The sequence below is a fragment of the Azospirillum sp. TSO35-2 genome, assembly GCF_003116095.1.
In the GTDB taxonomy this organism is placed as follows: Bacteria; Pseudomonadota; Alphaproteobacteria; order Azospirillales; family Azospirillaceae; genus Azospirillum.
The window spans coordinates 28865-51361 of the sequence record NZ_LGRA01000021.1; the positions used below are offsets into that span (position 1 = coordinate 28865).

Below are 22497 nucleotides of genomic sequence, written 5' to 3' on the forward strand. Positions count from 1 at the left end.
GGGACGATGAACGAGTTTTTTGCCATGGGCGGCTACGCCGCCTACGTCTGGCCGGCCTACGCCCTGGCGGCGCTGGTCCTGCTGGGGCTGCTGGCCGCGACCTGGAAGGGGCTGCGCGACGCCGAGACGACGCTGAAGGCGCTGGAAAGCGCCCGCCCGGCGCGCCGCCGGCCTCGCAACGCCGGACGGGCGTCCCTGAACGGCAGCGCCGACAACAGCGCCGGTTCGCCGGCGGAAGCGAGCGAAGGATGACCCGCAAGAAACGCCGCCTCTACATGCTGGGCCTCGCCCTCCTGGGGCTGGGCACGGCGACCGCCCTGGCGCTGACCGCCTTCCAGGACAACATCGTCTTCTTCTACAGCCCCAGCCAGCTGCAGACGCAGCAGGTCGGCGAGCGCAATTTCCGCCTGGGCGGGCTGGTCGAGGAAGGCAGCGTCCAGAAGCTGCCCGATGGCGTCACCACCGCCTTCCGCGTCACCGACACCGCCCACACGGTCGACGTCCGCTACCGCGGCCAGTTGCCCGACCTGTTCCGCGAGGGCCAGGGCGTGGTGGCCGAGGGGCGGATGACCTCCGGCGTCTTCGTCGCCCGCGAGGTGCTGGCCAAGCATGACGAGAAATACATGCCGCCCGAGGTGTCGGAGGCGTTGAAGCAGGCCGGCATGTACAAGAACCCTGCCGAATCCGCGACGAAGACCGCGAAGAAGGAGTAGCGGGACCGTGATCCCCGAACTCGGCCATTACGCGCTGGTGCTGGCGCTGTTCGTCGCGCTGGTGCAGACCGTGCCGCCACTGGTTGGCGCCGCCACCCGCAACGCCGCCTGGATGAACGTCGCGGTGCCCGCCGCCATCGCCCAGATGCTGCTGGTGCTGATCGCCTACGGCGCACTGACCTGGGCGCATGTGGTGTCCGATTTCAGCGTGCTGAACGTCGTGCAGAACAGCCACTCGCTGAAGCCGATGCTCTACAAGGTGTCGGGCGTCTGGGGCAATCACGAAGGCTCGATGATCCTGTGGATCGTCATGCTGACGGTGTTCGGCGCCGCGGTGGCGGTGTTCGGCCGCAACCTGCCGCCGACCTTGAAGGCGCGCGTGCTGGCGGTGCAGGGGCTGATCGGCATCGGCTTCCTGCTGTTCATCCTGATGACCTCCAACCCCTTCATCCGCGTCATCCCGGCGCCGCTGGACGGCAACGACCTGAACCCGCTGCTGCAGGATCCGGGGCTGGCCTTCCACCCGCCCTTCCTCTACGCCGGCTATGTCGGCTTCTCGATGGCCTTCTCCTTCGCCGTCGCCGCCCTGATCGAGGGGCGGGTCGATCCGGCCTGGGCGCGCTGGGTGCGGCCCTGGACGCTGGCCGCCTGGTCGACGCTGACCATGGGCATCGCCATGGGCTCCTGGTGGGCCTATTACGAGCTGGGCTGGGGCGGCTGGTGGTACTGGGACCCGGTGGAGAACGCGTCCTTCATGCCCTGGCTGGCCGGCACCGCGCTGCTGCACTCCGCCATCGTGGTGGAGAAGCGCGACGCGCTGAAGAGCTGGACCATCCTGCTGTCGATCGTCACCTTCTCGCTGTCGCTGATGGGTACCTTCCTGGTGCGCTCCGGCATCCTGACCTCGGTGCACGCCTTCGCCGTCGATCCCAAGCGCGGCATCTTCATCCTGGTGCTGCTGGCGGTCGCCACCGGTGGGTCGCTGCTGCTCTACAGCCTGCGCGCGCCGGCGTTGAAGGCTGGCGGCCTGTTCGCACCGATCAGCCGCGAGGGCGCGCTGGTGCTGAACAACCTGCTGCTGTCGACGGCGACGGCGACGGTGTTCATCGGCACGCTCTACCCGCTGTTCCTCGACATCATGAAGCTGGGCAAGGTGTCGGTCGGCGCCCCCTTCTTCAACGCCACCTTCGTGCCGGTCGCCATCCCGGTGGTGATCGCCATGGTGGTCGGCCCGTTCCTATCGTGGAAGCGGGCGGATCTGGGGGCGGCCCTGACCCGGCTGTGGGTCGCCGGCGTCGCCGTGGTGGCGGCGGTCGCCGTCACCGCCTATGTCCAGGCCGGCGGCGGTCCGCTGACGGCGCTGGTCGGCATGGCGCTTGCCGCCTGGGCCTTCGTCGGCTCGCTGGTCGAGTTCGCCGAGCGCATCCGCCTGTTCCGCGTGCCGATGGCCGACAGCTGGAACCGCGCGGTGCATCTGCCGCGCAGCGCCTGGGGCATGACCATTGCCCACGCCAGCATCGGCCTGTCGATCCTGGGCATGACCGGCACCTCGGCGTGGCAGACCGAATCGATCACCGCGATGAAGCCGGGCGACCACACCGCGGTGGCCGGCTACGAGTTCCGCTTCGACAGCGTCGGCCTGGTCGACGGCCCGAACTTCAAGGCGGAGCGCGGCGTCTTCACCGTCACCCGCGACGGCAAGCCGGTCGCCACGCTGGAGCCGGAACGCCGCAGCTACAGCACCACCCGGATGACGACGACGGAATCGGCGATCCACACCACGGTCTTCTCCGACCTGTATGTGGCGCTGGGCGACCCGACGCAGAACGGCTCCGCCTGGATCGTCCGTATCTACCACCACCCGCTGGTGCCGTGGATCTGGATCGGCGGCGTCGGCATGATGCTGGGCGGGCTGGTCAGCCTGACCGACCGGCGCTTCCGCGTCGGCGCGCCGGAACGGCGCCGCCGGCAGGGCAAAGCGGCCCCGCTTCCCGCCGAATGAGCGTGTCGGGTCGGCGTTTCGCCGGGCGAGTTGGCCGAGCTTGAGGATAACGAACGACGATGCGCCGCCTGCTGTATCTGCTGCCCTTCCTGCTGTTCATCGGGGTGGGCGTCGCCTTTTACCTGGGGTTCGAGCGTGACCCGCGCGACATCCCCTCCGCCCTGATCGACAAGCCGGCGCCGGTCTTCGACCTGCCGCCGGTGCCGGGCCAGCCGGCGACCGGCGGGCTGTCCTCCGCCAAGCTGGCGGGCGACGTCACGCTGGTGAACGTCTTCGCGTCCTGGTGCATCCCCTGCAAGGCGGAACACCCGGTCATCACCCGGCTGTCGCGCGAGCAGGGGGTGCCGGTCTACGGCATCAACTACAAGGACAAGCCGGAGGACGCGCTGACCTGGCTGTCGCGCAACGGCAACCCCTACGCCGCCATCGGCGCCGACCAGGATGGCCGGGTGTCGATCGACTGGGGCGTCTACGGCGTGCCGGAAAGCTACCTGATCGACCGCCAGGGCCGGATCCGCTTCAAGCATGTCGGCCCGCTGACCCCGCAGGTGGTGGAGGAACAGATCCTCCCGATGGTCAAGCATCTGAGGCAGGGCTGATGAAGCGCGTCCTTCTCGCCACGCTGCTGGCGCTGTCCACCCTGTCGCCCGCCCTGGCGGTGCAGCCCGACGAGATGCTGCCCGATCCGGCGATGGAGGCGCGCGCCCGCGACATCAGCCAGGAGCTGCGCTGTCTGGTCTGCCAGAACCAGTCGATCGACGACAGCAACGCGCCGCTGGCCCGCGACCTGCGCCTGCTGGTGCGCGACCGGCTGAAGGCCGGCGATAGCGACGACAAGGTGCTGGCCTTCGTCACCGACCGTTACGGCGACTATGTGCTGCTGCGCCCGCCCTTCAAGGCGACGACGCTGGTGCTGTGGCTCGGCCCCTTCGCGATCCTGCTGCTGGGGGCCATCGGCACCTTCCTGTTCCTGCGCGGGCGGCGTGGCGTGGCCGCCGGCGCCGACACCGCTCCCCTGAGCGCGGATGAGCGGCGGCGGCTGGACGCCCTGCTGCGGAAAGACGAGTGATGCTGTTCTGGATTCTCGCCGCCACGATGACCGCGGGCGTGCTGTTGCTGATCGTGCCGCCGCTGCTGCGGTCGCCCGGATCCGGCTCCGACCGTCCGCTCGGCCGTGACGCCTTCGACCGTGAAGTCTACCGCGACCAGCTGGACGAGCTGGAGCGCGACCGCGCGCGCGGCCTGATCAACGACGCCCAGACCGAGGCCGCCAAGGCCGAGATCGCCCGCCGCATGCTGGCGACCACCGACACGGAGGGAGGCGCCGCCGGCGCCGCGCCGCGCGGTGGCCGGATCCTGGCCATCCTGCTGGCGCTGGTGGTGCCGGTCGGCGCGCTCGCCGTCTACAGCACGACCGGCCATCCGGAGCTGCCGGCCCAGCCGCTTGCATCGCGCAACCTGGAACAGGAACGCGGCGGCCCGCCCAAGAGCGTGCTGGCGGCGATGGACAAGCTGAAGGCGCAGCTCGCCGAGAATCCAGCCGATCTCCAGGGCTGGATCATCCTGGGGCAGGCCTACGTCAAGATGGGCCGCAACACCGACGCCGCCGACGCCCTGCGCCACGCCGTGGCGCTGAACAAGGACGATCCGGAGCTGCAGGGCCTGTTCGGCGAGACGCTGGTGTCGGCCAACGACGGCACCGTGCCGGAGGAGGCGGTCATCGCCTTCGACGCCGTGCTGGCCAAGGAGCCCAAGGACGCGCGCGCCCGCTTCTTCGTCGCGCTCGGCCGCTACCAGGCCGGCGACCAGCGGGGGGCGCTCGACCGCTGGCGCGCGTTGATGGCGGATTCGCCGGCCAACGCGCCGTGGGTGCCGGTGCTGCGCGACCAGATCCGCGAGGCCGCGGTCGCCCTGAACCTCGACCCGGCCAGCGTGACGCCGCAGCCGCTGCCGGCGCAGACCACGGCGGACAGCTCGGGCGCGGCGCAGCCGGCCGGGCAACCCGAGACCGCGCAGCCCGCCATGCCGGCGGAGCAGCAGGAGATGATCCGCGGCATGGTCGCCAACCTCGCCGCCCGGCTGGAGGCCGACCCGTCGGACATCGACGGCTGGCTGAAGCTGGTCCGCTCCTACGGCGTGCTGGGCGAGCCGGCCAAGGCGCTGGACGCCGCCCGCAAGGCGCGCGACCACGCGCCGGGCCGCGCCGACGTGCAGGTCGCCTACGCCAACGCCGTGCTGCAGAACGAGCCGCGCAGCGAGACGCCGCGGGCGTTGCCGACCGAGGCGACCACCGCGCTGCGCGCCGCGCTGCAGGCCGATCCGGACAATCGCGACGCGCTGTGGCTGCTCGGCCTCGACGCGATGGCCGCCGGCCGCCGGGACGAGGCGGTGGCCCATTGGGGCAAGCTGATCGCCCAGTTCAAGCCGAGCGACCCGGAATACACCCTGTTGAAGGGGCGTTTGGACGCGTTGAAGGCCGGGGGCTGAGCGCTCTCCCGCTGTTTGGCCGATCGCACCTTTTCGTTTGCGTTGCGGCAACACACATTGACAGGGGCGCGCCGACGGGCTTTATCCGGCGGCGTCGCCCCTTTTCCCTGTCCGCAGAAGGTTCCGCGCCGATGACCCGCAGACGACTGCCCACGCCCGACGAGCGGCGCCTGTGGCGGATCGCCATGCGCGACGCCGAGCCGCTGCCGGGCCGTCAGGCCGAGCTGGAACCGGAGCCGCAGCCGCTGATGACCGAGCTGATGGACGAACCGGTCGCCACCAGCCTCGTGCCACCGCCCAGCCCGCGCCGTTCCTCCTCCCCGGGCGGCGGCGGCCGGCCGCCGCTGCCGCCGCTGACCCCCGGCTCGACCGCCAACATCGACCGCCGCACCGGCGACCGCTTCCGCCGCGGCGAGCTGTCGATCGACGGCCGCATCGACCTGCACGGCATGACCCAGGCCCAGGCGCACCACGCGCTCGCCGGTTTCGTCCATCGCGCCTGGAACGAGGGGCGGCGCTGCGTGCTGGTCATCACCGGCAAGGGCAGCTTCGGCAGCCTGGGCATCCTGCGGCAGGCGACCCCCCGCTGGCTGGCGGATCCGGCGCTGCGGCCGATGGTGCTGGCGATCCAGCCGGCGCAACCCAAGGATGGCGGCGACGGCGCGCTGTATGTCTTGATCAAACGGCGCCGCGACCGTAAGGACTGAGTCCCAACCCCTGAGGGACGTCTCATGACCCCGTTCGGCGAACGGGTCCGGTCGCTGCGCGACGCCAAGGGCGTGACGCTGAAGCAGATGGCGACCGACCTGTCCATCTCGTCCGCCTATCTGTCGGCGCTGGAGCATGGCAAGCGCGGCCAGCCCTCGCCGCAGCTGGTGCGGCAGATCTGCGCCTATTTCGGCATCATCTGGGACGAGGCGGAGGAGCTGGAGCGGCTGGCGGATCTGTCCCACCCGCGGGTGACGGTCGACACCGCCGGCCTGACCGCCAAGGCGACCGAACTGGCCAACCGCCTGTCGGAACGCATCGCCGACCTGGACGAGGAGCGGATCGCGGCGCTGCTGGCGATTCTGGACGCCGCCCCGCCGCCGAAGCTGAACGGCCGGCGCCGGGTGGCGGCGCGGCGGCGGTAGGGGCGATGGAGGAGTGTCGGCTGGCGATGCCCCCTCCCCGACCCTCCCCCGCTTGTCCGCGGGAGAGGGAGTAAGTTCCGAAGCGGCGGCAGTCCCCTCCACCGCGATCGGACCGGCCTTCGGCCGGCCGAGGGCGGGGGAGGGTTAGGGAGGGGCAGAACGCCTGTCAGCCTCAACCTTTGCCGATCATCCGCCCGAGGTCGCGGCCGGCGAAGAGGTGGATGTGCAGGTGGGGCACTTCCTGGTGGGCCGCTTCGCCGCAGTTGGACAGGGTGCGATAGCCGGGGCCGTCGGCGCCGAGCATGCGGGCGACCTCGCCCACCGCGCGGAACAGGCCGGCGATCTCGGCGTCCGACCCCTTGGCGGTGAAATCGTCCATGTCGATGTAGGGCCCCTTGGGGATCACCAGCACATGGACCGGCGCCTGCGGGTCGATGTCGTGGAAGGCGAGCGCGTGCTCGGTCTCGTGGACCTTCTTGCACGGGATTTCGCCGCGCAGGATGCGGGCGAAGATGTTGTTGCTGTCGTAGCTCCTGGCCATCGCTGTCCCTTTCCTGGTTCCGCCTCGGTCCTGATCAGGATGCCCTGTCAGGACTTGCGGGACTTCTTCTCGTCGATGCCGCTGGTGCCCTCGCGCTGGGCCAGCTTGCTCCAGACCTCGGCCGGCTCCAGCCCGCAATCGGCCCACAGCACCAGCAGGTGATAGAGCAGGTCGGCGGATTCGGCGGCCAGCGCCGCCTTGTCGCCGCGCACCGCCTCCAGGATCGCCTCCACCGCCTCCTCGCCGACCTTCTGGGCGATCTTGGCGGTGCCGCGGCTGTAGAGCTTCGCGGTGTAGGAGCTTTCCGGATCGGCGCCCTTGCGCGACTGCACGGTGACGAACAGCCGGTCCAGCACCTCCGCCGACGGCATCGGCGGTGCCTTGTCGGCGCCCTTCTTTCCGTCAGCCATGCGTGGCCTCCAGCGTGGCGGCGGCGGCCGGGCGCACCGGCACGCCGGCGGCGCTCAGCGCGACCTTCGCCTGACCGATGGTGTAGGTGCCGAAATGGAAGATCGAGGCGGCGAGCACCGCGGTGGCGTGCCCCTCGCGGATGCCCTCCACCAGATGGTCGAGCGTGCCGACGCCGCCCGACGCGATCACCGGGATGCGGATCGAGTCCGCCACCGTGCGCGTCAGCTCCAGGTCGAAGCCGCTCTTGGTGCCGTCGCGGTCCATCGAGGTCAGCAGGATCTCGCCCGCCCCCAGCGATTCCATCCGCTTGGCCCACTCCACCGCGTCGATGCCGGTGGCGTTGCGGCCGCCGTGGGTGAAGACCTCCCACTTGCCGGGCGCCGTCTTCTTGGCGTCGATGGCGACGACGATGCACTGGGCGCCGAACTTCTCCGCGCCCTCGCGCACGAAGTCGGGGCGGTGGATCGCCGCGGTGTTGATCGACACCTTGTCGGCGCCGGCCAGCAGCAGCTTGCGGATGTCGTCGACCGTGCGGACGCCGCCGCCGACGGTCAGCGGCATGAACACCTGCTCGGCGGTGCGGCGCACCACGTCGAAGATGGTGTCGCGGTTTTCATGGCTGGCGGTGATGTCGAGGAAGGTCAGCTCGTCCGCGCCCTCGCGGTCGTAGACGCGGGCCTGCTCCACCGGATCGCCGGCGTCGACCAGATCGACGAAGTTGACCCCCTTGACGACCCGGCCGTCCTTGACGTCCAGGCAGGGGATGACGCGCATCTTCAGCATCAGTCGGCGTCCTCGATGGCGGGGGCGGACAGCAGCGCCAGCGCCTCCTTGGGGTCGATCCGCCCGTCATACAGCGCGCGGCCGCAGATGACGCCCTCGATCCCGGTGTCCTCCTCGACCTTCAGGGCCTTGAGGTCCTCGATCGACGACACGCCGCCCGACGCGATCACCGGCGTGGTCAGGTGGAAGGCGAGGTCGGAGGTCGATTCCACGTTGACGCCGCCCATGGCGCCGTCGCGGTTGATGTCGGTGTAGATGATGGCGGCGACGCCGCAATCCTCGAACTTCAGCGCCAGATCCAGCGCCCTGATGTCGGAGGTCTCGGCCCAGCCGGCCACCGCGACGTAGCCTTCACGGGCGTCGATGCCCACCGCGATCTTGCCGGGGAATTCCCGGCAGGCGGCCTTGACCAGATCCGGGTCACGCAGCGCCACCGTGCCCAGGATGACGCGGCTGATGCCCTTTTCCAGCCACATGCCGATGGTGCTCAGGTCGCGGATGCCGCCGCCGAGCTGCACCGGGATGGTCACCGCCTTCAGGATGCTCTCCACGGCGGCGCCGTTGACCGGCTTGCCTTCGAAGGCGCCGTTCAGGTCGACCAGATGCAGCCACTCGAAGCCCTGGCTCTGGAACAGCCGGGCTTGGTCGCCGGGGTCGTTGTTGAAGACCGTGGCCTGGCTCATCTCGCCGCGCAGCAGGCGGACGCAGGCACCGTCCTTGAGGTCGATGGCGGGATAGATGATCATCGCGGGCGTCTCGTCCTATGGCGTGGCTGGCGAGGTGGAGTCGGGTTGCAGGTCTTTGCAGTAGAAATGTCCGGCCAGGGGCTTGCCCTGCACCAGCGCGTAGAAGGGGTGGGTGCCCCATCGCTTGAAGCCGAGCGTCTCGTACAGCGCGATGGCGGCCTCCTGCGTCACGCGGACGTCGAGGTTCAGCACCTTGAATCCGGCGGCGCGCGCCTCCTCCACCACGGCCAGCGTCAGCCGGCGGGCGAGCCCGTGGCCGCGCGCCCAGGGGGCGACGAAGCTGGTGGTGAGCTGGGCGGAGTGGGCCTGCGCCTCGTTGTTGCGCGGCGGCTTGACCAGCTGGGCGGATCCGGCGACGACGCCGTCCAGGCGGGCGACGAACAGGATGCGTTCCGGCACCACCAGCACGCCCTTCCAGAAACGCTCCATCACGTCGCGCGGCGGCGGCTCGACCCAGCCGAAGCCGCCGCCGGCGCGGATGGCATCGTCGGCCGCGTCGCACAGGTCGTGGAGGTCGGCGGTCTTGAGCGTCTCCACCCGGTCGACGGCGATCTCCGCCATCGTCAGACCTTCCAGCGCAGGAAGTTGGCGATCAGCGCCAGACCGGTCGCCTGGCTCTTTTCCGGGTGGAACTGGGTGCCGACCAGATTGTCGCGCCCGACCACCGCGGCGAACGGCCCGCCGTAATCGGCCGAGGCGATCAGCGTGTCCGGGTCGTCCAGCTTGAACTGGTAGGAATGGACGAAATAGGCGTGCGCCCCCTCCGGCAGCCCGGCCAGCACCGGGTGGGGATGGCGGATGTTCAGCTCGTTCCAGCCCATGTGCGGGATCTTCAGGGCCGGATCCGCCGGCTCCAGCTTCACCACCTCGCCCCTGATCCAGCCGAGCCCCTCGGTCACGCCATACTCGCGCCCGCGCTCCGCCATCAACTGCATGCCGACGCAGATGCCGAGGAACGGCCGACCGCGGCGGTGCACCACCTCCTCCAGCGCCTCCAGCATACCGGGAACCTCCGACAGGCCGCGCTTGCAGTCGGCGAAGGCGCCGACGCCGGGCAGCACGACGCGGTCGGCGTTGCGCACCGCGTCGGCGTCCGAGGTGACGAGGACGGAGTAGGAGGCTTCGGCCTCACCGGCGGCGCGCTCGATCGCCTTGGCGGCGGAGCGCAGGTTGCCGGAGCCGTAATCGATCAGCGCGACCGTTTCCATGGACGTGACATACCTTCACATGGGCCGACAGAACGGCCTTCAAATGGGACGGCGGAAAACCCGGATCCGGCCGTCAGAGCGAGCCGCCCAGCGTGCCCTTGGTGGACGGCACCGCGTCGCGTTTGCGCGGGTCGATCTCCACCCCGGCGCGCAGCGCGCGGGCAAGCGCCTTGTAGCAGCTTTCCACGATGTGGTGATTGTTCTCGCCATACAGGTTCTCGACGTGCAACGTCACGCCGGCCGCCATGGCAAAGGCCTGGAACCACTCCCGGAACAGCTCGGTGTCGAAGTCGCCGATCTTGTCGCGGGTGAAGTTCACCTTCCAGATCAGATAGGGCCGGTTGGAGAAGTCCAGCGCCACCCGCGTCAGCGTCTCGTCCATCGGGATGTAGGAATGGCCGTAGCGCTGGATGCCCTTGCGGTCGCCCAGCGCCTTCGCCACCGCCATGCCGATGGCGATGCCGCTGTCCTCGGTCGTGTGGTGGTAATCGATGTGCAGGTCGCCGTCGGCCAGCACCGTCAGGTCCATCAGGCTGTGGCGCGACAGCTGCTCCAGCATGTGGTCGAGGAACCCGATGCCGGTCTTGACGTCGTAGACGCCGGTGCCGTCCAGGTTCACCGCGACCCGGATCCGGGTTTCGGTCGTGTTCCGCTCGATCGAGGCGCGGCGGCCGCCGTTGGTAGGGCTCTGGTCCATGGCGGTTTTGTAGCAGGAAGCTTACGCACGCGCCAGCGCGCGGCACGAATGCCCGACCCCTGTCCACTCCGCCATTGGTTCTAATGATTGTCGGGAAAAGGTGTGCGGGGTACAGTCCTTCACACTTCCTGCGTGCATAGTCCGATATGAAGCCCGACCCGCGCCGTTTCGCCGCACTCTCCACCGCCCTCCTGCTGCTGCCAATTCTGGCGGGCTGCCAGACCGCGGTCCCCGCCTCGCCGTCGCGGCCGGCGCCGGCGGTCGCTCCCGGTACGACGGCGCCCTTCCGTTTCGGCGAGCTGGCGATCGGCTCGATGCGACGTGGGATGCAGATCGGCCGCTATGTCTGGGGCCTGGACTGCGCCCCGCCCTACGACGACGTCTATTGGACCAGCGGCGTCAACATGCGGCGCGGCGCCACCTTCGACGAACGCTTCGGCGAGACGATGACCGCCGCCGGTTTCGACGTGGTCGGCCGGCTGGGCGGACCCGACAGCCCCGACGGCAACCGCAGCCGGGCGCGCTTCACCGTGCAGGGCGACCTGACCGACGTGCGGCTGGAGCTGTGCCACCGCAGCCACTGGCTGACCGGCGCCGACAAGGGCACGTCGGGCAGCGGCAGCGTCAAGGTCGATTGGACCGTCTACGACGCGCGCAGCGGCCAGCTGGTCCACCGCCTCGCCACCACCGGCACCGCCACGCACGACAATGGCGTCCCCCAGGGCGACACGCTGCTGATCGAGGAGGCCTTCGCCGGCGCGGTCGAGGCGTTGGCCGGCGACGGCGGCTTCCGCACTCTGCTGTCGGGTGGCGGCGTGCCAGCCGCCTCCGCAACTCCGGGAATGGCACCGCGTCCCGTGGCGGCCGCAGCCGGATCCGCAGCCGGATCCGGCCCGCTTCCGCTGACGCCGGCCGCGCCATCGATGGCTTTCCCGCCCGCTGCGGCAAGCCGTCTGCTGCTACGAACCAGCGCCGGATCCGGCCGGACCGCCGTGGCCCGGGTGCCGGTCGCCGGGGTCCATGGTCTGGTGATCGGCGAGACGGAGGTCGGGGGCGAGGCGCAGGCGGTGCTGCTGGCGCCGGTCCCCGGATCCGACCCCACCGTCACCGTGCGTCCGGCGCGCGGGGTGGAATTGACCGGCTGGGTGGTCGGGCGCGACACCGCCAGCGGCTTCGCCCTGTTGCGGGTGCCGGCACGGCTGGCCGCCCTGCCCCTGCGCACCGTCGCCCTGCGGATCAGCGAACCGGTGCGGGCGGTTCCGGACGGAGGGGGGCGGGAGATCGCCGGGATCGTCGGCGGGCTGCTGTCCGATGACGGCGCCAAGGGCTCGCTGATCCAGGCGGATCTGGGCTCCGCCGCGCTGTTCGGTGGGGTGACCGAGGCCGGCGACCCGCTGCTGGACGGCAACGGCGCGCTGGTCGGGGTGGCGGTGGCGTCCGGTCGTTCGGTGGTGACACCGGCCGGGCTGGTCGAGTTCCTGGCGCTCGGTCCCCTGCTGAACCGGCTGGGGGCGGATCCGGTGGGCGGGGCATCGTCGGACCCTGCGCTGTCCGGGTCGTCGCCCGACCGTGGTGGACCGCGCGCGACGGATCGCGGTGGCCGGCGCCGCGACGCCAAGGCTCCACCGGCGTGGCAGGAGGACGCGCTTGACGGGGACGGCGACCCTCCCACATAGACCGGATGCCCGAACGAACGCCGTCGAGATTGATCGCGACGGTGGGCGGTATCCCCTTTTCCCAACGTGGTTCCCGCATGACCTACCCAGCGTCCAACCCCCACGATCCCATTCAGTGGCACGGAACCACCATCCTGTCGGTGCGCAAGAACGGTCAGGTGGTGATCGCCGGCGACGGGCAGGTCTCGGTCGGTCCGACGGTGATGAAGGCGAACGCGCGCAAGGTGCGCTGGTTGGCCGGCGGCGCGGTGATGGCCGGTTTCGCCGGCGCCACCGCCGACGCGATGACCCTGTTCGAGCGGCTGGAAGCCAAGCTGGAGCAGTATCCCGGCCAGCTGACCCGCGCCTGCGTCGAGATGGCGAAAGACTGGCGGACCGACCGCTACCTGCGCCGGCTGGAAGCGATGATGGCGGTGGCCGACAAGACCGTCAGCCTGGTGCTGACCGGCAACGGCGACGTGCTGGAGCCGGAGGATGGGCTGATCGGCATCGGCTCCGGCGGGTCCTACGCCCTGTCGGCGGCACGCGCGCTGATCGACATCGACGGCATGGACGCGGAGGCGGTGGCGCGCAAGGCGATGAAAATCGCCGCCGGCATCTGCGTCTACACCAACGAAAACGTCACCCTGGAAAAGCTGTGACCGCCATGACGACCCCGACTGTCTCCCCCGACACCGCCGCCTTCAGCCCGCGCGAGATCGTCTCCGAACTGGACCGCTACATCGTCGGCCAGAACGAGGCCAAGCGCGCGGTCGCCATCGCCCTGCGCAACCGCTGGCGCCGGCAGCAGCTGCCCGAGGGCCTGCGGGAAGAGGTCCTGCCCAAGAACATCCTGATGATCGGCCCGACCGGCGTCGGCAAGACCGAGATCGCCCGCCGCCTCGCCAAGCTGGCCCAGGCGCCCTTCCTGAAGGTGGAGGCGACCAAGTTCACCGAGGTTGGCTATGTCGGCCGCGACGTCGAGCAGATCGTCCGCGATCTGGTGGAGGCCGCCATCGGCCTGACCCGCGAGCGGCTGCGCAAGGAGGTCGCCGCCAAGGCGGAGCTGCGGGCGGAGGAACGCGTGCTCGACGCGCTGTGCGGCGACAGCGCCAGCCCCGACACCCGCGCCAAGTTCCGCAAGATGCTGCGCGAGGGCACGCTGAACGACAAGGAGATCGAACTCCAGGTCGCCGACAGCGGCGCCGGCGCCATGCCGACCTTCGACATCCCCGGCATGCCGGGCGCCCAGATGGGCATGCTGAACCTGAACGACATGTTCGGCAAGATGATGGGCGGCCGGACCAAGACCCGCCGCATGACAGTCGCCGAAAGCCACGGCGTGCTGCTGGCCGAGGAATCGGACAAGCTGCTGGACCAGGAAAAGGTGGTGGCGGAGGCGATCCGCGCCGTCGAGCAGAACGGCATCGTCTTCCTGGACGAGATCGACAAGATCTCCGCCCGTTCCGACGCGCGCGGCGCCGACGTCAGCCGCGAGGGCGTGCAGCGCGACCTGCTGCCGCTGATCGAGGGCACCACGGTGTCGACCAAGCACGGCCCGGTGAAGACCGACCACATCCTGTTCATCGCGTCGGGCGCCTTCCACATCGCCAAGCCGTCCGACCTGCTGCCGGAGCTGCAGGGCCGCCTGCCGATCCGGGTCGAGCTGAAGGCGCTGAGCCAGGACGATTTCAAGCGCATCCTGACCGAGCCGGAAGCCAGCCTGATCCGCCAGTACAAGGCGCTGATGCAGACGGAGGAGGTCGATCTGGTCTTCACCGACGACAGCATCGCCGAGTTGGCCCGGCTCGCCGCCGAGATCAACAGCTCGGTCGAGAACATCGGCGCGCGGCGCCTGCACACCGTGCTGGAGCGCCTGTTGGAAGAGATCAGCTTCGCCGCCAGCGACCGCGCCGGCGAAACCATCACCATCGACGCCGCCCTGGTCCGCGAGCGGGTCGGCGATCTGGCGAAGAACGCCGATCTGTCGAAGTTCATCTTGTAATGGGGTGTGGGGGTGCTTGCTTCGGGTGCCCCCTCCCCATCCCTCCCCCGCTTCGCGGGAGAGGGGGCAGGATACTTGCCAGGAGCTTTGACACGCAGCGGCGGAGTTCCCTCTCCCGCGAAGCGGGGGAGGGTTAGGGAGGGGGCAATCGACGCCAACACCCTCCACCCTGCTTCACGTGAAACATTCCCCGCCCGGGCGCCCTACCCGCCCGCCGCCGCCACCTTCACGCTCTTCGGCAGCAGCAGGGCATAGCTCCCGCGGCTCTTCATCACGCCGGCCTTCTGCTCCGCCTCCGGGCCGTGACCCCAGAAGACGTCGCCACGCACCGGGCCGCGGATGGCGCCGCCGGTGTCCTGGGCAACCAGCAGGCGCTGCAGGCGCTGCTTGCCGTCCAGCGGGTCCTCGGCGTCCAGCCAGACCGGCACGCCGTAGGGCATGAACTTGGAATCCACCGCCAGGCTGCGGCCCGGCGTCAGCGCCACGCCCTGGGCGCCGTTCGGGCCGTCGCCGTTCAGGACCTGGAAGAAGACGTAGGACGGGTTGACGTTCATCAGCGCCGTCGCCTGGTCGGGATGGGCGCGCAGCCAGTCGCGGATGGTCTGCAGCGAGACCTCCTCGCGCTTCAGCGCGCCGCGGTCGATCAGCTCCTTGCCGATGGCAACGTATTTGTGGCCGTTCTGACCGGCGTAGCCGACGCGCATCTCGCTGCCGTCGGCCAGCCGGATCCGCCCCGATCCCTGGATGTGCAGGAAGAAGGCGGCGATCGGGTCCCTGACCCAGGCCAGTTCCAGCCCCTTGCCGGACAGCGAGCCGGCAACGATGGCGGCGCGGTCCTCATAGGGTTTCAGGCGGCCGTCGACCACCCGGCCGGCGGTGCGCTCGCCCTTCCAGCGCTCGGCGAACTCGCCGAGGTCGACCATCACCAGATCGGATGGCCGACGGTAGAGCGGCACCGGGTAGGCCGGATCCGGGCTGCGGCTGCCCTCCAGCTCGGCCTCGTAATAGCCGGTGAACAGGCCTTCGCGTGCGCCGTTGTTGCCAGCGGCGTAGGGGGTGAAGTTGGCCTCGAAGAAGGCGCGGACGGCGGCCTCGTCACCCGGCGGCAGCGTGGCGAGCCGGGCGCAGGGCGCCAGCCAGTCGCCGATGCTGCCGCCCACCCCGTTCGGCCCGACCGGCCGATCGGCCGGCTGGCCCTTGAAGCGGGCGCAGGAGCGGGACAGCGCCGGAACCGCTTCGGCGACGCGGTCGGACGACCAGCCCGGCAGGGCGGTGAAGGGGATCGGCGCCAGCGTCAGCGCGTCGGGCGCCGGCTTCGCCTCCTCCTTGCGGTCGCAGGCTGAAAACAGCAGCGCCACCGCACCCAGCAGCAGGGCGGTGGCGCGAAACCGGCGGGACACCGCCGGAACCAAAGCGGACATCGCGGAAGCCCCAGTCACTGAAACAGTCACTGAACCGGGCGAACCTCGACCAGCGACCAGTTCGGGTCGCGCGAGCGGGTGTTGCGGGCGAAGGTCCAGACGTCGACATTCTCGACCAACGCCTTGGGATCGCCGTCGATCACCGCGCCGTTGCGGTCGCGCACGACGTTGATCTGGTCGGTGACCAGACGGACCGTCACCCGGGCGGTGCGCGCGGCGTCGAGCCTGGCCTCCACCACCTCGGCCTCGCGGACATACTCGATGCGGGCCTCGTGCTGCTCGCCGGCGGCTTCGCGGTCTCGGATGACGCGGTCAAAGCTGGCGTAGACATCGTCGGCCAGCAGCGGGCGCAGCGTGGCGGTGTCGCCCCGGGCAAAGGCGTCGACGATCATGCCGAAGGCCGCCTTGGCACCTTCCAGGAAATGCTTTTCATCGAAGGTCGGGTCGGCGGCCCGGATCTGGTCGATGGAGGCGGCCAGCGACAGCGGCTCGTCCGACACCGGCGCGTCCGACAGGGGTGCGGCATCAGGTCGCGGCCGGTTGCGCTCCGGCAGGGTGACGACGTTGTCGGGCTTGGTCGGGGCGGGGGACGCGGTGAAGGGATTGGGACGCTCGCGCTCCTCCCCCGTCCGGCGGCCCAGGACGCTGCGCAGCCGGTAGACGAGGAACGCCGCGATCATCGCGAAAATGATGATCTCGATGAACACGAACCCGTCTCCCATCATCTGTTCCTTCCCGAGCGCCCCTGGCGCGTTCGGCCTGGGGCTGCCTGATTGTGTGAGGCCGGCGCATCTGGCGACGCCACCCCTGGACCTTGCGGCCGGGCGGCATTACGTGTTGCGAGGCCCGGCAAACGAAACCGCCGAATGGATGGGCCCAACCGGCTTTCGACCGGACGACCTATCCAAACCTAGATAGGGGCAGAGAGCCCGAAGAGCAAGGACACCATGAATCCCCTGCTGTTGATCCTTCTTCTGCCGATCCTGGAGATCGTCGGATTCATCCAGGTCGGCGACTGGATCGGCGCCGGGCCGACGATCGGCCTGCTGGCCTTGTCGGCGCTGGTCGGGATGATCCTGGTCCGGCACCAGGGGCTGGGATCGCTGACCCGGGCGCAGGCCGCGGCCGCGCGTGGCGAGGCACCGATCGGCACCGTGCTGGACGGCTTCTGCGCGGTGTTCGCCGGCATCCTGCTGATCATCCCCGGCTTCCTGACCGACCTGCTGGGACTGGCGCTGCTGGTGCCGCCGTTGCGCCGCGGCCTGGGCCGCTGGCTGCTGGGCCGGATCGGCGGCGGGTTGCCGGTCTTCACCACGGGGCCGGGGGCTGGCTTTGGCCGGGGAACCGGAGCCGGGGGGTTCGAGGGCTTCGGCGAAACCGCCGGCGATCCGTTCCGGCCCGGCCAGGATCACGGCCGCGGCGCCAGCTCCGCCCCCGGGGTGATCGACGGCGATTACCGCGACGTCACGGCGGACGAGCACAGCCGCCGGACCGGCGCCGAGGCGCCCCGCCTGTCGGATTCACAATGGGGGAAGCACCGCCCGGATGAGCGGGGCTGAGGCGTCCGCCGCGTGGTGGTTTCCGTTGGCAGGACGGCCGATCCGTGATAGCCAGCCGTTGGGCGAAGGTACAACCATCGCGAACCAAACCCTGTCACCCCACCATATCCGGGTCGGCCCGCCACCCTGCCCTGCCCCACGCCGACCTGACGGCGATCCGGGGCAACCGGGACGGCCGGGCCGGCGATTCAGGAGTCCGTTATGTCCGATCAGATGAGCAACGGTGCCGAGCAGCAGCAGGCGTCCTCGCTGCCGATGCATATCCTCGCGCAGTATGTGAAGGACTTCTCGTTCGAGAACCCCAACGCTCCGCAGAGCCTGCTGCCGAACCAGCCGCAGCCGCAGGTCAACATCGGCGTCGACGTCCAGGGCCAGAAGGTCGGCGAGGACATCTATGAACTGACCCTCCAGCTGCGCTGCGAAGCCCGCCAGGAAGAGACCGTCGCCTTCATCGTCGAGCTGTCCTACGGCGCGCTGTTCCAGTTCCCCGGCCTGCCGGAAGAGCATCACCGCCCGGTGCTGATGATCGAAGGCGCGCGGATGATCTTCCCGTTCGCCCGCGCCATCATCTCCAGCGCGACCCGCGAAGGCGGCTACCCGCCGCTGATGATCAACCCGATCGACTTCGCCGAGCTGTACCACCGCCAGAGCGGCCAGCAGGCCCAGGGCGGCGCGCAGCCCCAGCAGCCGCCGTTCTGATCCGGGACGGTTCGCTGCCGGGCTGAAAAGCCGGCATGAAAAAGGGCGGGTGGCCGACAGGCCCCCGCCCTTTTTTCTGTCCGGTTCCCGGCAAGACCGTCCCGGATCCACGGCGGAACCGCCGCGGATCCGGAGGGTGCCGGGTGGATCCGGCTACTGGTTCATGCTTTCGAAGAAGTCGTTGTTCGACTTGGTGTGCTTCAGCTTGTCGACCAGGAAGTCGACCGCGTCGGTCACGCCCATCGGCATCAGGATGCGGCGCAGGATCCACATCTTCGACATGGTGCCCTTGTCGACCAGCAGCTCCTCCTTGCGGGTGCCCGACTTGGAGATGTCGATGGCCGGGAAGGTGCGCTTGTCGGAGAGCTTGCGGTCCAGCACGATCTCGGAGTTGCCGGTGCCCTTGAACTCTTCGAAGATCACCTCGTCCATGCGGCTGCCGGTGTCGATCAGCGCAGTGGCGATGATGGTCAGCGAACCGCCCTCCTCGACGTTGCGGGCGGCGCCGAAGAAGCGCTTGGGCCGTTGCAGCGCGTTGGCGTCGACACCGCCGGTCAGCACCTTGCCGGAGCTGGGAACCACCGTGTTGTAGGCGCGGGCGAGGCGGGTGATCGAATCCAGCAGGATGACCACGTCGCGCTTGTGCTCGACCAGGCGCTTGGCCTTCTCGATCACCATTTCCGCGACCTGGACGTGGCGGGTCGCCGGCTCGTCGAAGGTGGAGCTGATGACCTCGCCGCGGACCGAGCGAGCCATGTCCGTCACTTCTTCCGGACGCTCGTCGATCAGCAGGACGATCAGGTAGGCTTCGGGGTGGTTGGTGGCGACCGAATGGGCGATGTTCTGCAGCATCACCGTCTTGCCGGTGCGCGGCGGCGCCACGATCAGCCCGCGCTGCCCCTTGCCCAGCGGCGCCACCAAGTCGACGATGCGGCCGGTCAGGTTCTTCTTGGTCGGGTCCTCGACCTCCATCCGGATGCGCTCTTCCGGGTAGAGCGGCGTCAGGTTGTCGAAGTTGATGCGGTGACGGACCTTGTCCGGCGTGTCGAAATTGATCGTGTTGACCTTCAGCAGGGCGAAGTAGCGCTCACCGTCCTTGGGCGAGCGGATCTGCCCTTCCACCGTGTCGCCGGTGCGCAGGCCGAAGCGGCGGACCTGGCTGGGGCTGACATAGATGTCGTCGGGACCCGGCAGATAGTTGGCTTCCGGCGAGCGCAGGAAGCCGAACCCGTCCTGCAGCACCTCCAGCACGCCGTCGCCGAAGATCGGAATATCGTTTTCGGCCAATTGCTTGAGGATCGCGAACATCATGTCCTGCTTGCGCAGCGTGCTCGCGTTCTCGATCTGCAACTCCTCCGCGAACGCCAGAAGTTCGGCGGGGCTTTTGCACTTCAGCTCTTGGAGATGCATGGGAATGCCTGTGAAATCATCATGCGGGGAGTGACCTGGGGAAGTGCCTGATATCCCGGCCGCATCCGGTGGGGCGGCGAAGGCCGCGATGCGGTCGCGTCGGTCGGGCGGCGAGTGGCGCCTGGACAGCCGGGCGATGAGCGTCCGGAAGGTGGACGCACGGAACCGGGTTGCCAGCCACCAGGCCCGGCTCAAGAACGGAGCGTCGGATCGGCAGATGTGGGCGTGGGAGGCCACGGAGCGAAAAACCCCGTGGTCCTCACATGGTTATCGGATCGGCACGCGCAAGTCAAACGAAAGCGAAACCCGCAAAGGTCGTGAAACCCGCTTTTTCCGGTGCTTGGAAGGTTGCCGGACGCTCAGAACGGCTTCACGATCACGAAGATGACGATGCCGATCATCAGCAGCGTCGGCACCTCGTTGGCGATGCGGTAGAAACGCTGCGGCCGGGTGTTGCGGTCCTGGGCGAAGTCGCGCTGCCAGCGGCCCATCATGATGTGGCTGACGGTCAGCAGCAGCACGAACAGCAGCTTGGCGTGCAGCCAGCCCTGCTTCATCCATTCCGGCGTCAGCACGATCATGGTGATGCCGAACACGTAGGACGCCGTCATCGCCGGGTCCATGATGGCGCGCAGCAGGCGGCGTTCCATCACTTTGAAGGTCTCCGACGCCTCGGATCCGGCCGCCACCTGGCAATGGTAGACGAACAGCCGCGGCAGGTAGAGCAGCCCCGCCATCCAGGCGATGATGCTGATGACGTGCAGCGCCTTGATCCATTCGTACAGCACCGGGCGTGTTCCCTTCGGTCGTTTCGGTTCAGCGCCGCGCCTGCGGACAGCCGGAGAAGTTGGCCGGGCAGATCCGGTCGCCGTTCTGGGCGCAGATCGGCGCCTTGTTCGCGACGGTTTGCCGCACCAGCCGGGCCAGCCCGTCGATGAAGCCGGGATGCACCCCCACCGTCGGCACCCGGGTGAAGTGCGGCACCCCGGCCTCCTTGGCCAGGTGGCGGTATTCGATCTCGATCTCGACCAGCGTTTCGGAATGCTCCGACACGAAGGCCATCGGCACCACCAGGATCGGCACGCCGTCCTGCCCGGCCCGGCGGATCTCGGCGTCGGTGCTGGGGCCGATCCACTCCATCGGGCCGACGCGGCTCTGGTAGCAGCTGACCCAGTCGAGCTGGTCGACGCCCAGCGCCGCGGCGATCGACTCCGCGGTGCGCTCGCACTGCCACTGATAGGGGTCGCCGGCGGCCACCACCTTCTTGGGCAGCCCATGGGCGGAGAACAGGACGCGCGGCGTGCCATGGGCCTTGGCCGCCTCGTACAGCGGGCGGATCTGATCCGCCGCCGCGTCGATGAAGCCGGGCTGGGTCGGGTAGCAGCACAAGAGCCGGGTCGGCGCGGCCAGCCCGACGGTCTGCGCCGCCTCGTCCCACGCCTTGGCGCTGGACGCCGTCGTGGTGGTCGAGAATTGCGGGTAAAGCGGCAGCAGCACGACCAGATCCGGGTCGTAGGCCTTCACCTGCGCCGCCGTCTCGGCGCTCATCGGGTGCCAGTAGCGCATGGCGATGAACACCCGCGCCTCGGCCCCGCCGCCAGCCGGATCCGCCTCCCGATCGGCCGCCAGCCGCGCCTCGAGCGCGGCCGCCTGGGCCTGGGTGTTCTCCAGCAGCGGCGACTTGCCGCCGATCTGGGCGTAGATCGCCGTCGCCGGCTTCGCCCGCCGACCCGAGATCAGGCTGGCGATCAGGAAGCGGAACGGGTTCGGCAGCCGGATGATGGCCGGGTCGGCGAACAGGTTGAACAGGAACGGCCGCACCGCCTCGGGGGCGTCGGGCCCGCCGAGGTTGAACAGGACGACGGCCACACGCCGCGGTTGACGGCCGGGGCCGGTGGAAGGCTGGGGAGGCTGCTGGCTCATGGTCCCGCTAAACTGGAGCGTCGCAGCAGCTCTGTCCAGCCCCCCGTCACCGCTTTTTCAGCCGCTTAGCCGCCCGGTCAGCCGCGGTTCGGCCACGCGCGCAGCAGACGCGCCAATTCGGCGACATGCTCCGGCGGCGTCGACTGGATGACGCCATGGCCCAGGTTGAAGACGAAGGGCCGCGGCGTCAGCGCCTCCAGGATGTCCCAGGCCGCCTCCGCCATCGTCTTGCCGCCGACGGCCAGCATGATCGGGTCGAGGTTGCCCTGCACCGGAACGCGCGGCTGCAGCGTGCGGGAGGCCCAGACCGGCGACACCGTGGTGTCGAGCCCGACGGCATCGACCCCGGTGTCGGCGACGTAATCCTCATAGGCGTGGCCGGCGCCGCGCGGGAAGCCGATGATCGGGGTGTCCGGGTGCTTCGCCTTCACCAGCGCGACGATCCGCCGCGTCGGCTCGATCACCCAGCGGCGGAACTGGCCGACCGGCAGCACGCCGGCCCAGCTGTCGAACAGCTGCACCGTCTCCGCCCCCGCCTCGATCTGCCGGCAGAGATAGTCGGCGGTCACCTCGACGATCAGGTCGATCAGCTGGCCGAAGCCCACCGGGTCGCCGTAGGCCCAGCGCTTGACGTGCGCGTACTCCTTCGACCCCGCCCCTTCGACCATGTAGCAGGCGATGGTCCAGGGAGCCCCCGCAAAGCCGATCAGCGTCGTCTGCTCGGGAATGGCGGTGGAGAGCCGGCGCACCGTCTCGTAGACCGGCGCCAGCGTCTCGTGGAAGCGGTCGCGCGACAGCCGCTTCAGGTCCTCGACGTTACGGACCGGATCCAGCTTCGGCCCCTCCCCTTCGAGATAGGCCAGCGGCTGGCCCAGGGCGTGCGGCACCACCAGGATGTCGGAGAACAGAATCGCCGCGTCCATGCCGTAGCGGCGCAGCGGCTGCAAGGTCACCTCGACCGCGAAGTCGGGGTTGTAGCAGAGGTCGAGGAAGCTGCCCGCCTTCGCCCGCAGCTCCCGGTACTCCGGCAGGTAACGCCCGGCCTGCCGCATCAGCCAGAAGGGCGGACGGGCGTGCGCCTCCCCCGCCAGGGCGGCGAGCATC

The 22497-nt window shown here is 69.6% G+C and carries 26 protein-coding genes; 13 read left to right on the forward strand and 13 right to left on the reverse strand.

All coding sequences use genetic code 11. The features are described 5' to 3' along the window. The first annotated feature begins 6 nt into the window (after positions 1-6). The 8 genes from ccmD (at position 7) to TSO352_RS16315 (ending at position 6335) form a co-directional block, all read left to right on the forward strand. The gene (gene ccmD, locus TSO352_RS16280) at positions 7-252 is read left to right on the forward strand and encodes a heme exporter protein CcmD (RefSeq protein WP_109108385.1); all 246 of its coding nucleotides are present in this window, start codon (positions 7-9) and stop codon (positions 250-252) included. Then, positions 249-713 carry a cytochrome c maturation protein CcmE gene (ccmE, locus tag TSO352_RS16285; RefSeq protein ID WP_109108386.1) on the forward strand — a complete coding sequence of 155 codons (465 nt, stop codon included), beginning with the start codon at positions 249-251 and terminating at the stop codon, positions 711-713. The genes ccmD and ccmE overlap by 4 nt, the downstream gene beginning before the upstream one ends. Before the next feature lie 7 nt (positions 714-720). Further along, positions 721-2715: a heme lyase CcmF/NrfE family subunit gene (locus tag TSO352_RS16290; RefSeq protein ID WP_109108387.1), complete on the forward strand. Its 1995-nt coding sequence runs from the start codon at positions 721-723 to the stop codon at positions 2713-2715. A gap of 59 nt (positions 2716-2774) precedes the next feature. Beyond that, positions 2775-3314: a DsbE family thiol:disulfide interchange protein gene (locus TSO352_RS16295; RefSeq protein ID WP_109108388.1), complete on the forward strand. Its 540-nt coding sequence runs from the start codon at positions 2775-2777 to the stop codon at positions 3312-3314. Continuing rightward, positions 3314-3784 carry a cytochrome c-type biogenesis protein gene (locus TSO352_RS16300; protein ID WP_109108389.1) on the forward strand — a complete coding sequence of 157 codons (471 nt, stop codon included), beginning with the start codon at positions 3314-3316 and terminating at the stop codon, positions 3782-3784. The genes TSO352_RS16295 and TSO352_RS16300 overlap by 1 nt, the downstream gene beginning before the upstream one ends. Continuing rightward, positions 3784-5202: a c-type cytochrome biogenesis protein CcmI gene (gene ccmI, locus TSO352_RS16305; protein WP_109108390.1), complete on the forward strand. Its 1419-nt coding sequence runs from the start codon at positions 3784-3786 to the stop codon at positions 5200-5202. Before TSO352_RS16300 ends, ccmI begins: the two co-directional genes overlap by 1 nt. Before the next feature lie 131 nt (positions 5203-5333). Continuing rightward, positions 5334-5909: a Smr/MutS family protein gene (locus TSO352_RS16310; RefSeq protein ID WP_109108391.1), complete on the forward strand. Its 576-nt coding sequence runs from the start codon at positions 5334-5336 to the stop codon at positions 5907-5909. A gap of 24 nt (positions 5910-5933) precedes the next feature. Then, on the forward strand, positions 5934-6335 hold the full coding sequence (locus TSO352_RS16315; RefSeq protein WP_109108392.1) for a helix-turn-helix transcriptional regulator: 402 nt from the start codon (positions 5934-5936) through the stop codon (positions 6333-6335). A gap of 172 nt (positions 6336-6507) precedes the next feature. Here the strand turns inward: TSO352_RS16315 and TSO352_RS16320 are convergent, their stop codons facing one another. The 7 genes from TSO352_RS16320 to hisB all read right to left on the reverse strand — a co-directional run bounded on the left by TSO352_RS16320 (position 6508) and on the right by hisB (position 10721). Further along, a complete protein-coding gene (locus tag TSO352_RS16320; protein WP_109108393.1) occupies positions 6508-6876 on the reverse strand; it encodes a histidine triad nucleotide-binding protein in 369 nt (122 codons plus the stop codon). Positions 6877-6923: 47 nt separating this feature from the next. After that, entirely contained in the window at positions 6924-7247 is a 324-nt protein-coding gene (locus TSO352_RS16325) for a phosphoribosyl-ATP diphosphatase (RefSeq protein ID WP_109110676.1), read from the reverse strand. Positions 7248-7278: 31 nt separating this feature from the next. Beyond that, positions 7279-8070 (reverse strand): imidazole glycerol phosphate synthase subunit HisF, encoded by a 792-nt coding sequence (gene hisF / locus TSO352_RS16330; protein ID WP_109108394.1) that lies wholly within the window; start codon positions 8068-8070, stop codon positions 7279-7281. Continuing rightward, the gene (gene hisA, locus TSO352_RS16335) at positions 8070-8816 is read right to left on the reverse strand and encodes a 1-(5-phosphoribosyl)-5-[(5-phosphoribosylamino)methylideneamino]imidazole-4-carboxamide isomerase (RefSeq protein ID WP_109108395.1); all 747 of its coding nucleotides are present in this window, start codon (positions 8814-8816) and stop codon (positions 8070-8072) included. The genes hisF and hisA overlap by 1 nt, the downstream gene beginning before the upstream one ends. A gap of 15 nt (positions 8817-8831) precedes the next feature. Beyond that, on the reverse strand, positions 8832-9377 hold the full coding sequence (locus TSO352_RS16340) for a GNAT family N-acetyltransferase (protein ID WP_109108396.1): 546 nt from the start codon (positions 9375-9377) through the stop codon (positions 8832-8834). 2 nt (positions 9378-9379) lie between these two features. Further along, complete coding sequence (gene hisH, locus TSO352_RS16345; RefSeq protein WP_109108397.1) at positions 9380-10024, reverse strand: imidazole glycerol phosphate synthase subunit HisH; 645 nt, start codon at positions 10022-10024, stop codon at positions 9380-9382. A gap of 73 nt (positions 10025-10097) precedes the next feature. Beyond that, positions 10098-10721, reverse strand: coding sequence for an imidazoleglycerol-phosphate dehydratase HisB (gene hisB / locus TSO352_RS16350; protein WP_109108398.1), 624 nt, complete (start codon positions 10719-10721; stop codon positions 10098-10100). A 146-nt stretch (positions 10722-10867) separates the two neighbouring features. Between hisB and TSO352_RS16355 the strand changes: the two genes are divergently transcribed. The 3 genes from TSO352_RS16355 (at position 10868) to hslU (ending at position 14381) form a co-directional block, all read left to right on the forward strand. Beyond that, positions 10868-12397, forward strand: a complete 1530-nt coding sequence (locus TSO352_RS16355; protein ID WP_109108399.1) for a S1C family serine protease — start codon at positions 10868-10870, stop codon at positions 12395-12397. A 77-nt stretch (positions 12398-12474) separates the two neighbouring features. Continuing rightward, positions 12475-13038 (forward strand): ATP-dependent protease subunit HslV, encoded by a 564-nt coding sequence (gene hslV, locus TSO352_RS16360; RefSeq protein ID WP_109108400.1) that lies wholly within the window; start codon positions 12475-12477, stop codon positions 13036-13038. Between the two features lie 5 nt (positions 13039-13043). Beyond that, on the forward strand, positions 13044-14381 hold the full coding sequence (hslU, locus tag TSO352_RS16365; protein ID WP_109110677.1) for an ATP-dependent protease ATPase subunit HslU: 1338 nt from the start codon (positions 13044-13046) through the stop codon (positions 14379-14381). Positions 14382-14584: 203 nt separating this feature from the next. On the opposite strand, the gene TSO352_RS16370 is transcribed toward hslU, so the two are convergent. After that, a complete protein-coding gene (locus TSO352_RS16370) occupies positions 14585-15802 on the reverse strand; it encodes a murein transglycosylase A (protein ID WP_109108401.1) in 1218 nt (405 codons plus the stop codon). 26 nt (positions 15803-15828) lie between these two features. After that, a complete protein-coding gene (locus TSO352_RS16375) occupies positions 15829-16524 on the reverse strand; it encodes a Tim44/TimA family putative adaptor protein (RefSeq protein WP_109108402.1) in 696 nt (231 codons plus the stop codon). A gap of 225 nt (positions 16525-16749) precedes the next feature. On the opposite strand from TSO352_RS16375, the gene TSO352_RS16380 reads away from it, so the two are divergent. Continuing rightward, entirely contained in the window at positions 16750-17361 is a 612-nt protein-coding gene (locus TSO352_RS16380; RefSeq protein WP_109108403.1) for an FxsA family protein, read from the forward strand. A 201-nt stretch (positions 17362-17562) separates the two neighbouring features. Next, a complete protein-coding gene (gene secB / locus TSO352_RS16385) occupies positions 17563-18060 on the forward strand; it encodes a protein-export chaperone SecB (RefSeq protein WP_109108404.1) in 498 nt (165 codons plus the stop codon). Between the two features lie 153 nt (positions 18061-18213). Here secB and rho read toward each other — a convergent pair whose 3' ends face one another. The 4 genes from rho to hemE all read right to left on the reverse strand — a co-directional run bounded on the left by rho (position 18214) and on the right by hemE (position 22496). Beyond that, complete coding sequence (gene rho, locus TSO352_RS16390; RefSeq protein ID WP_109108405.1) at positions 18214-19470, reverse strand: transcription termination factor Rho; 1257 nt, start codon at positions 19468-19470, stop codon at positions 18214-18216. A 359-nt stretch (positions 19471-19829) separates the two neighbouring features. Next, positions 19830-20258: a protoporphyrinogen oxidase HemJ gene (hemJ, locus tag TSO352_RS16395; RefSeq protein ID WP_109108406.1), complete on the reverse strand. Its 429-nt coding sequence runs from the start codon at positions 20256-20258 to the stop codon at positions 19830-19832. A 28-nt stretch (positions 20259-20286) separates the two neighbouring features. After that, positions 20287-21393, reverse strand: coding sequence for a ferrochelatase (gene hemH, locus TSO352_RS16400; RefSeq protein WP_109108407.1), 1107 nt, complete (start codon positions 21391-21393; stop codon positions 20287-20289). A gap of 77 nt (positions 21394-21470) precedes the next feature. Beyond that, positions 21471-22496: a uroporphyrinogen decarboxylase gene (gene hemE, locus TSO352_RS16405; protein WP_109108408.1), complete on the reverse strand. Its 1026-nt coding sequence runs from the start codon at positions 22494-22496 to the stop codon at positions 21471-21473. Position 22497: the final 1 nt, after the last annotated feature.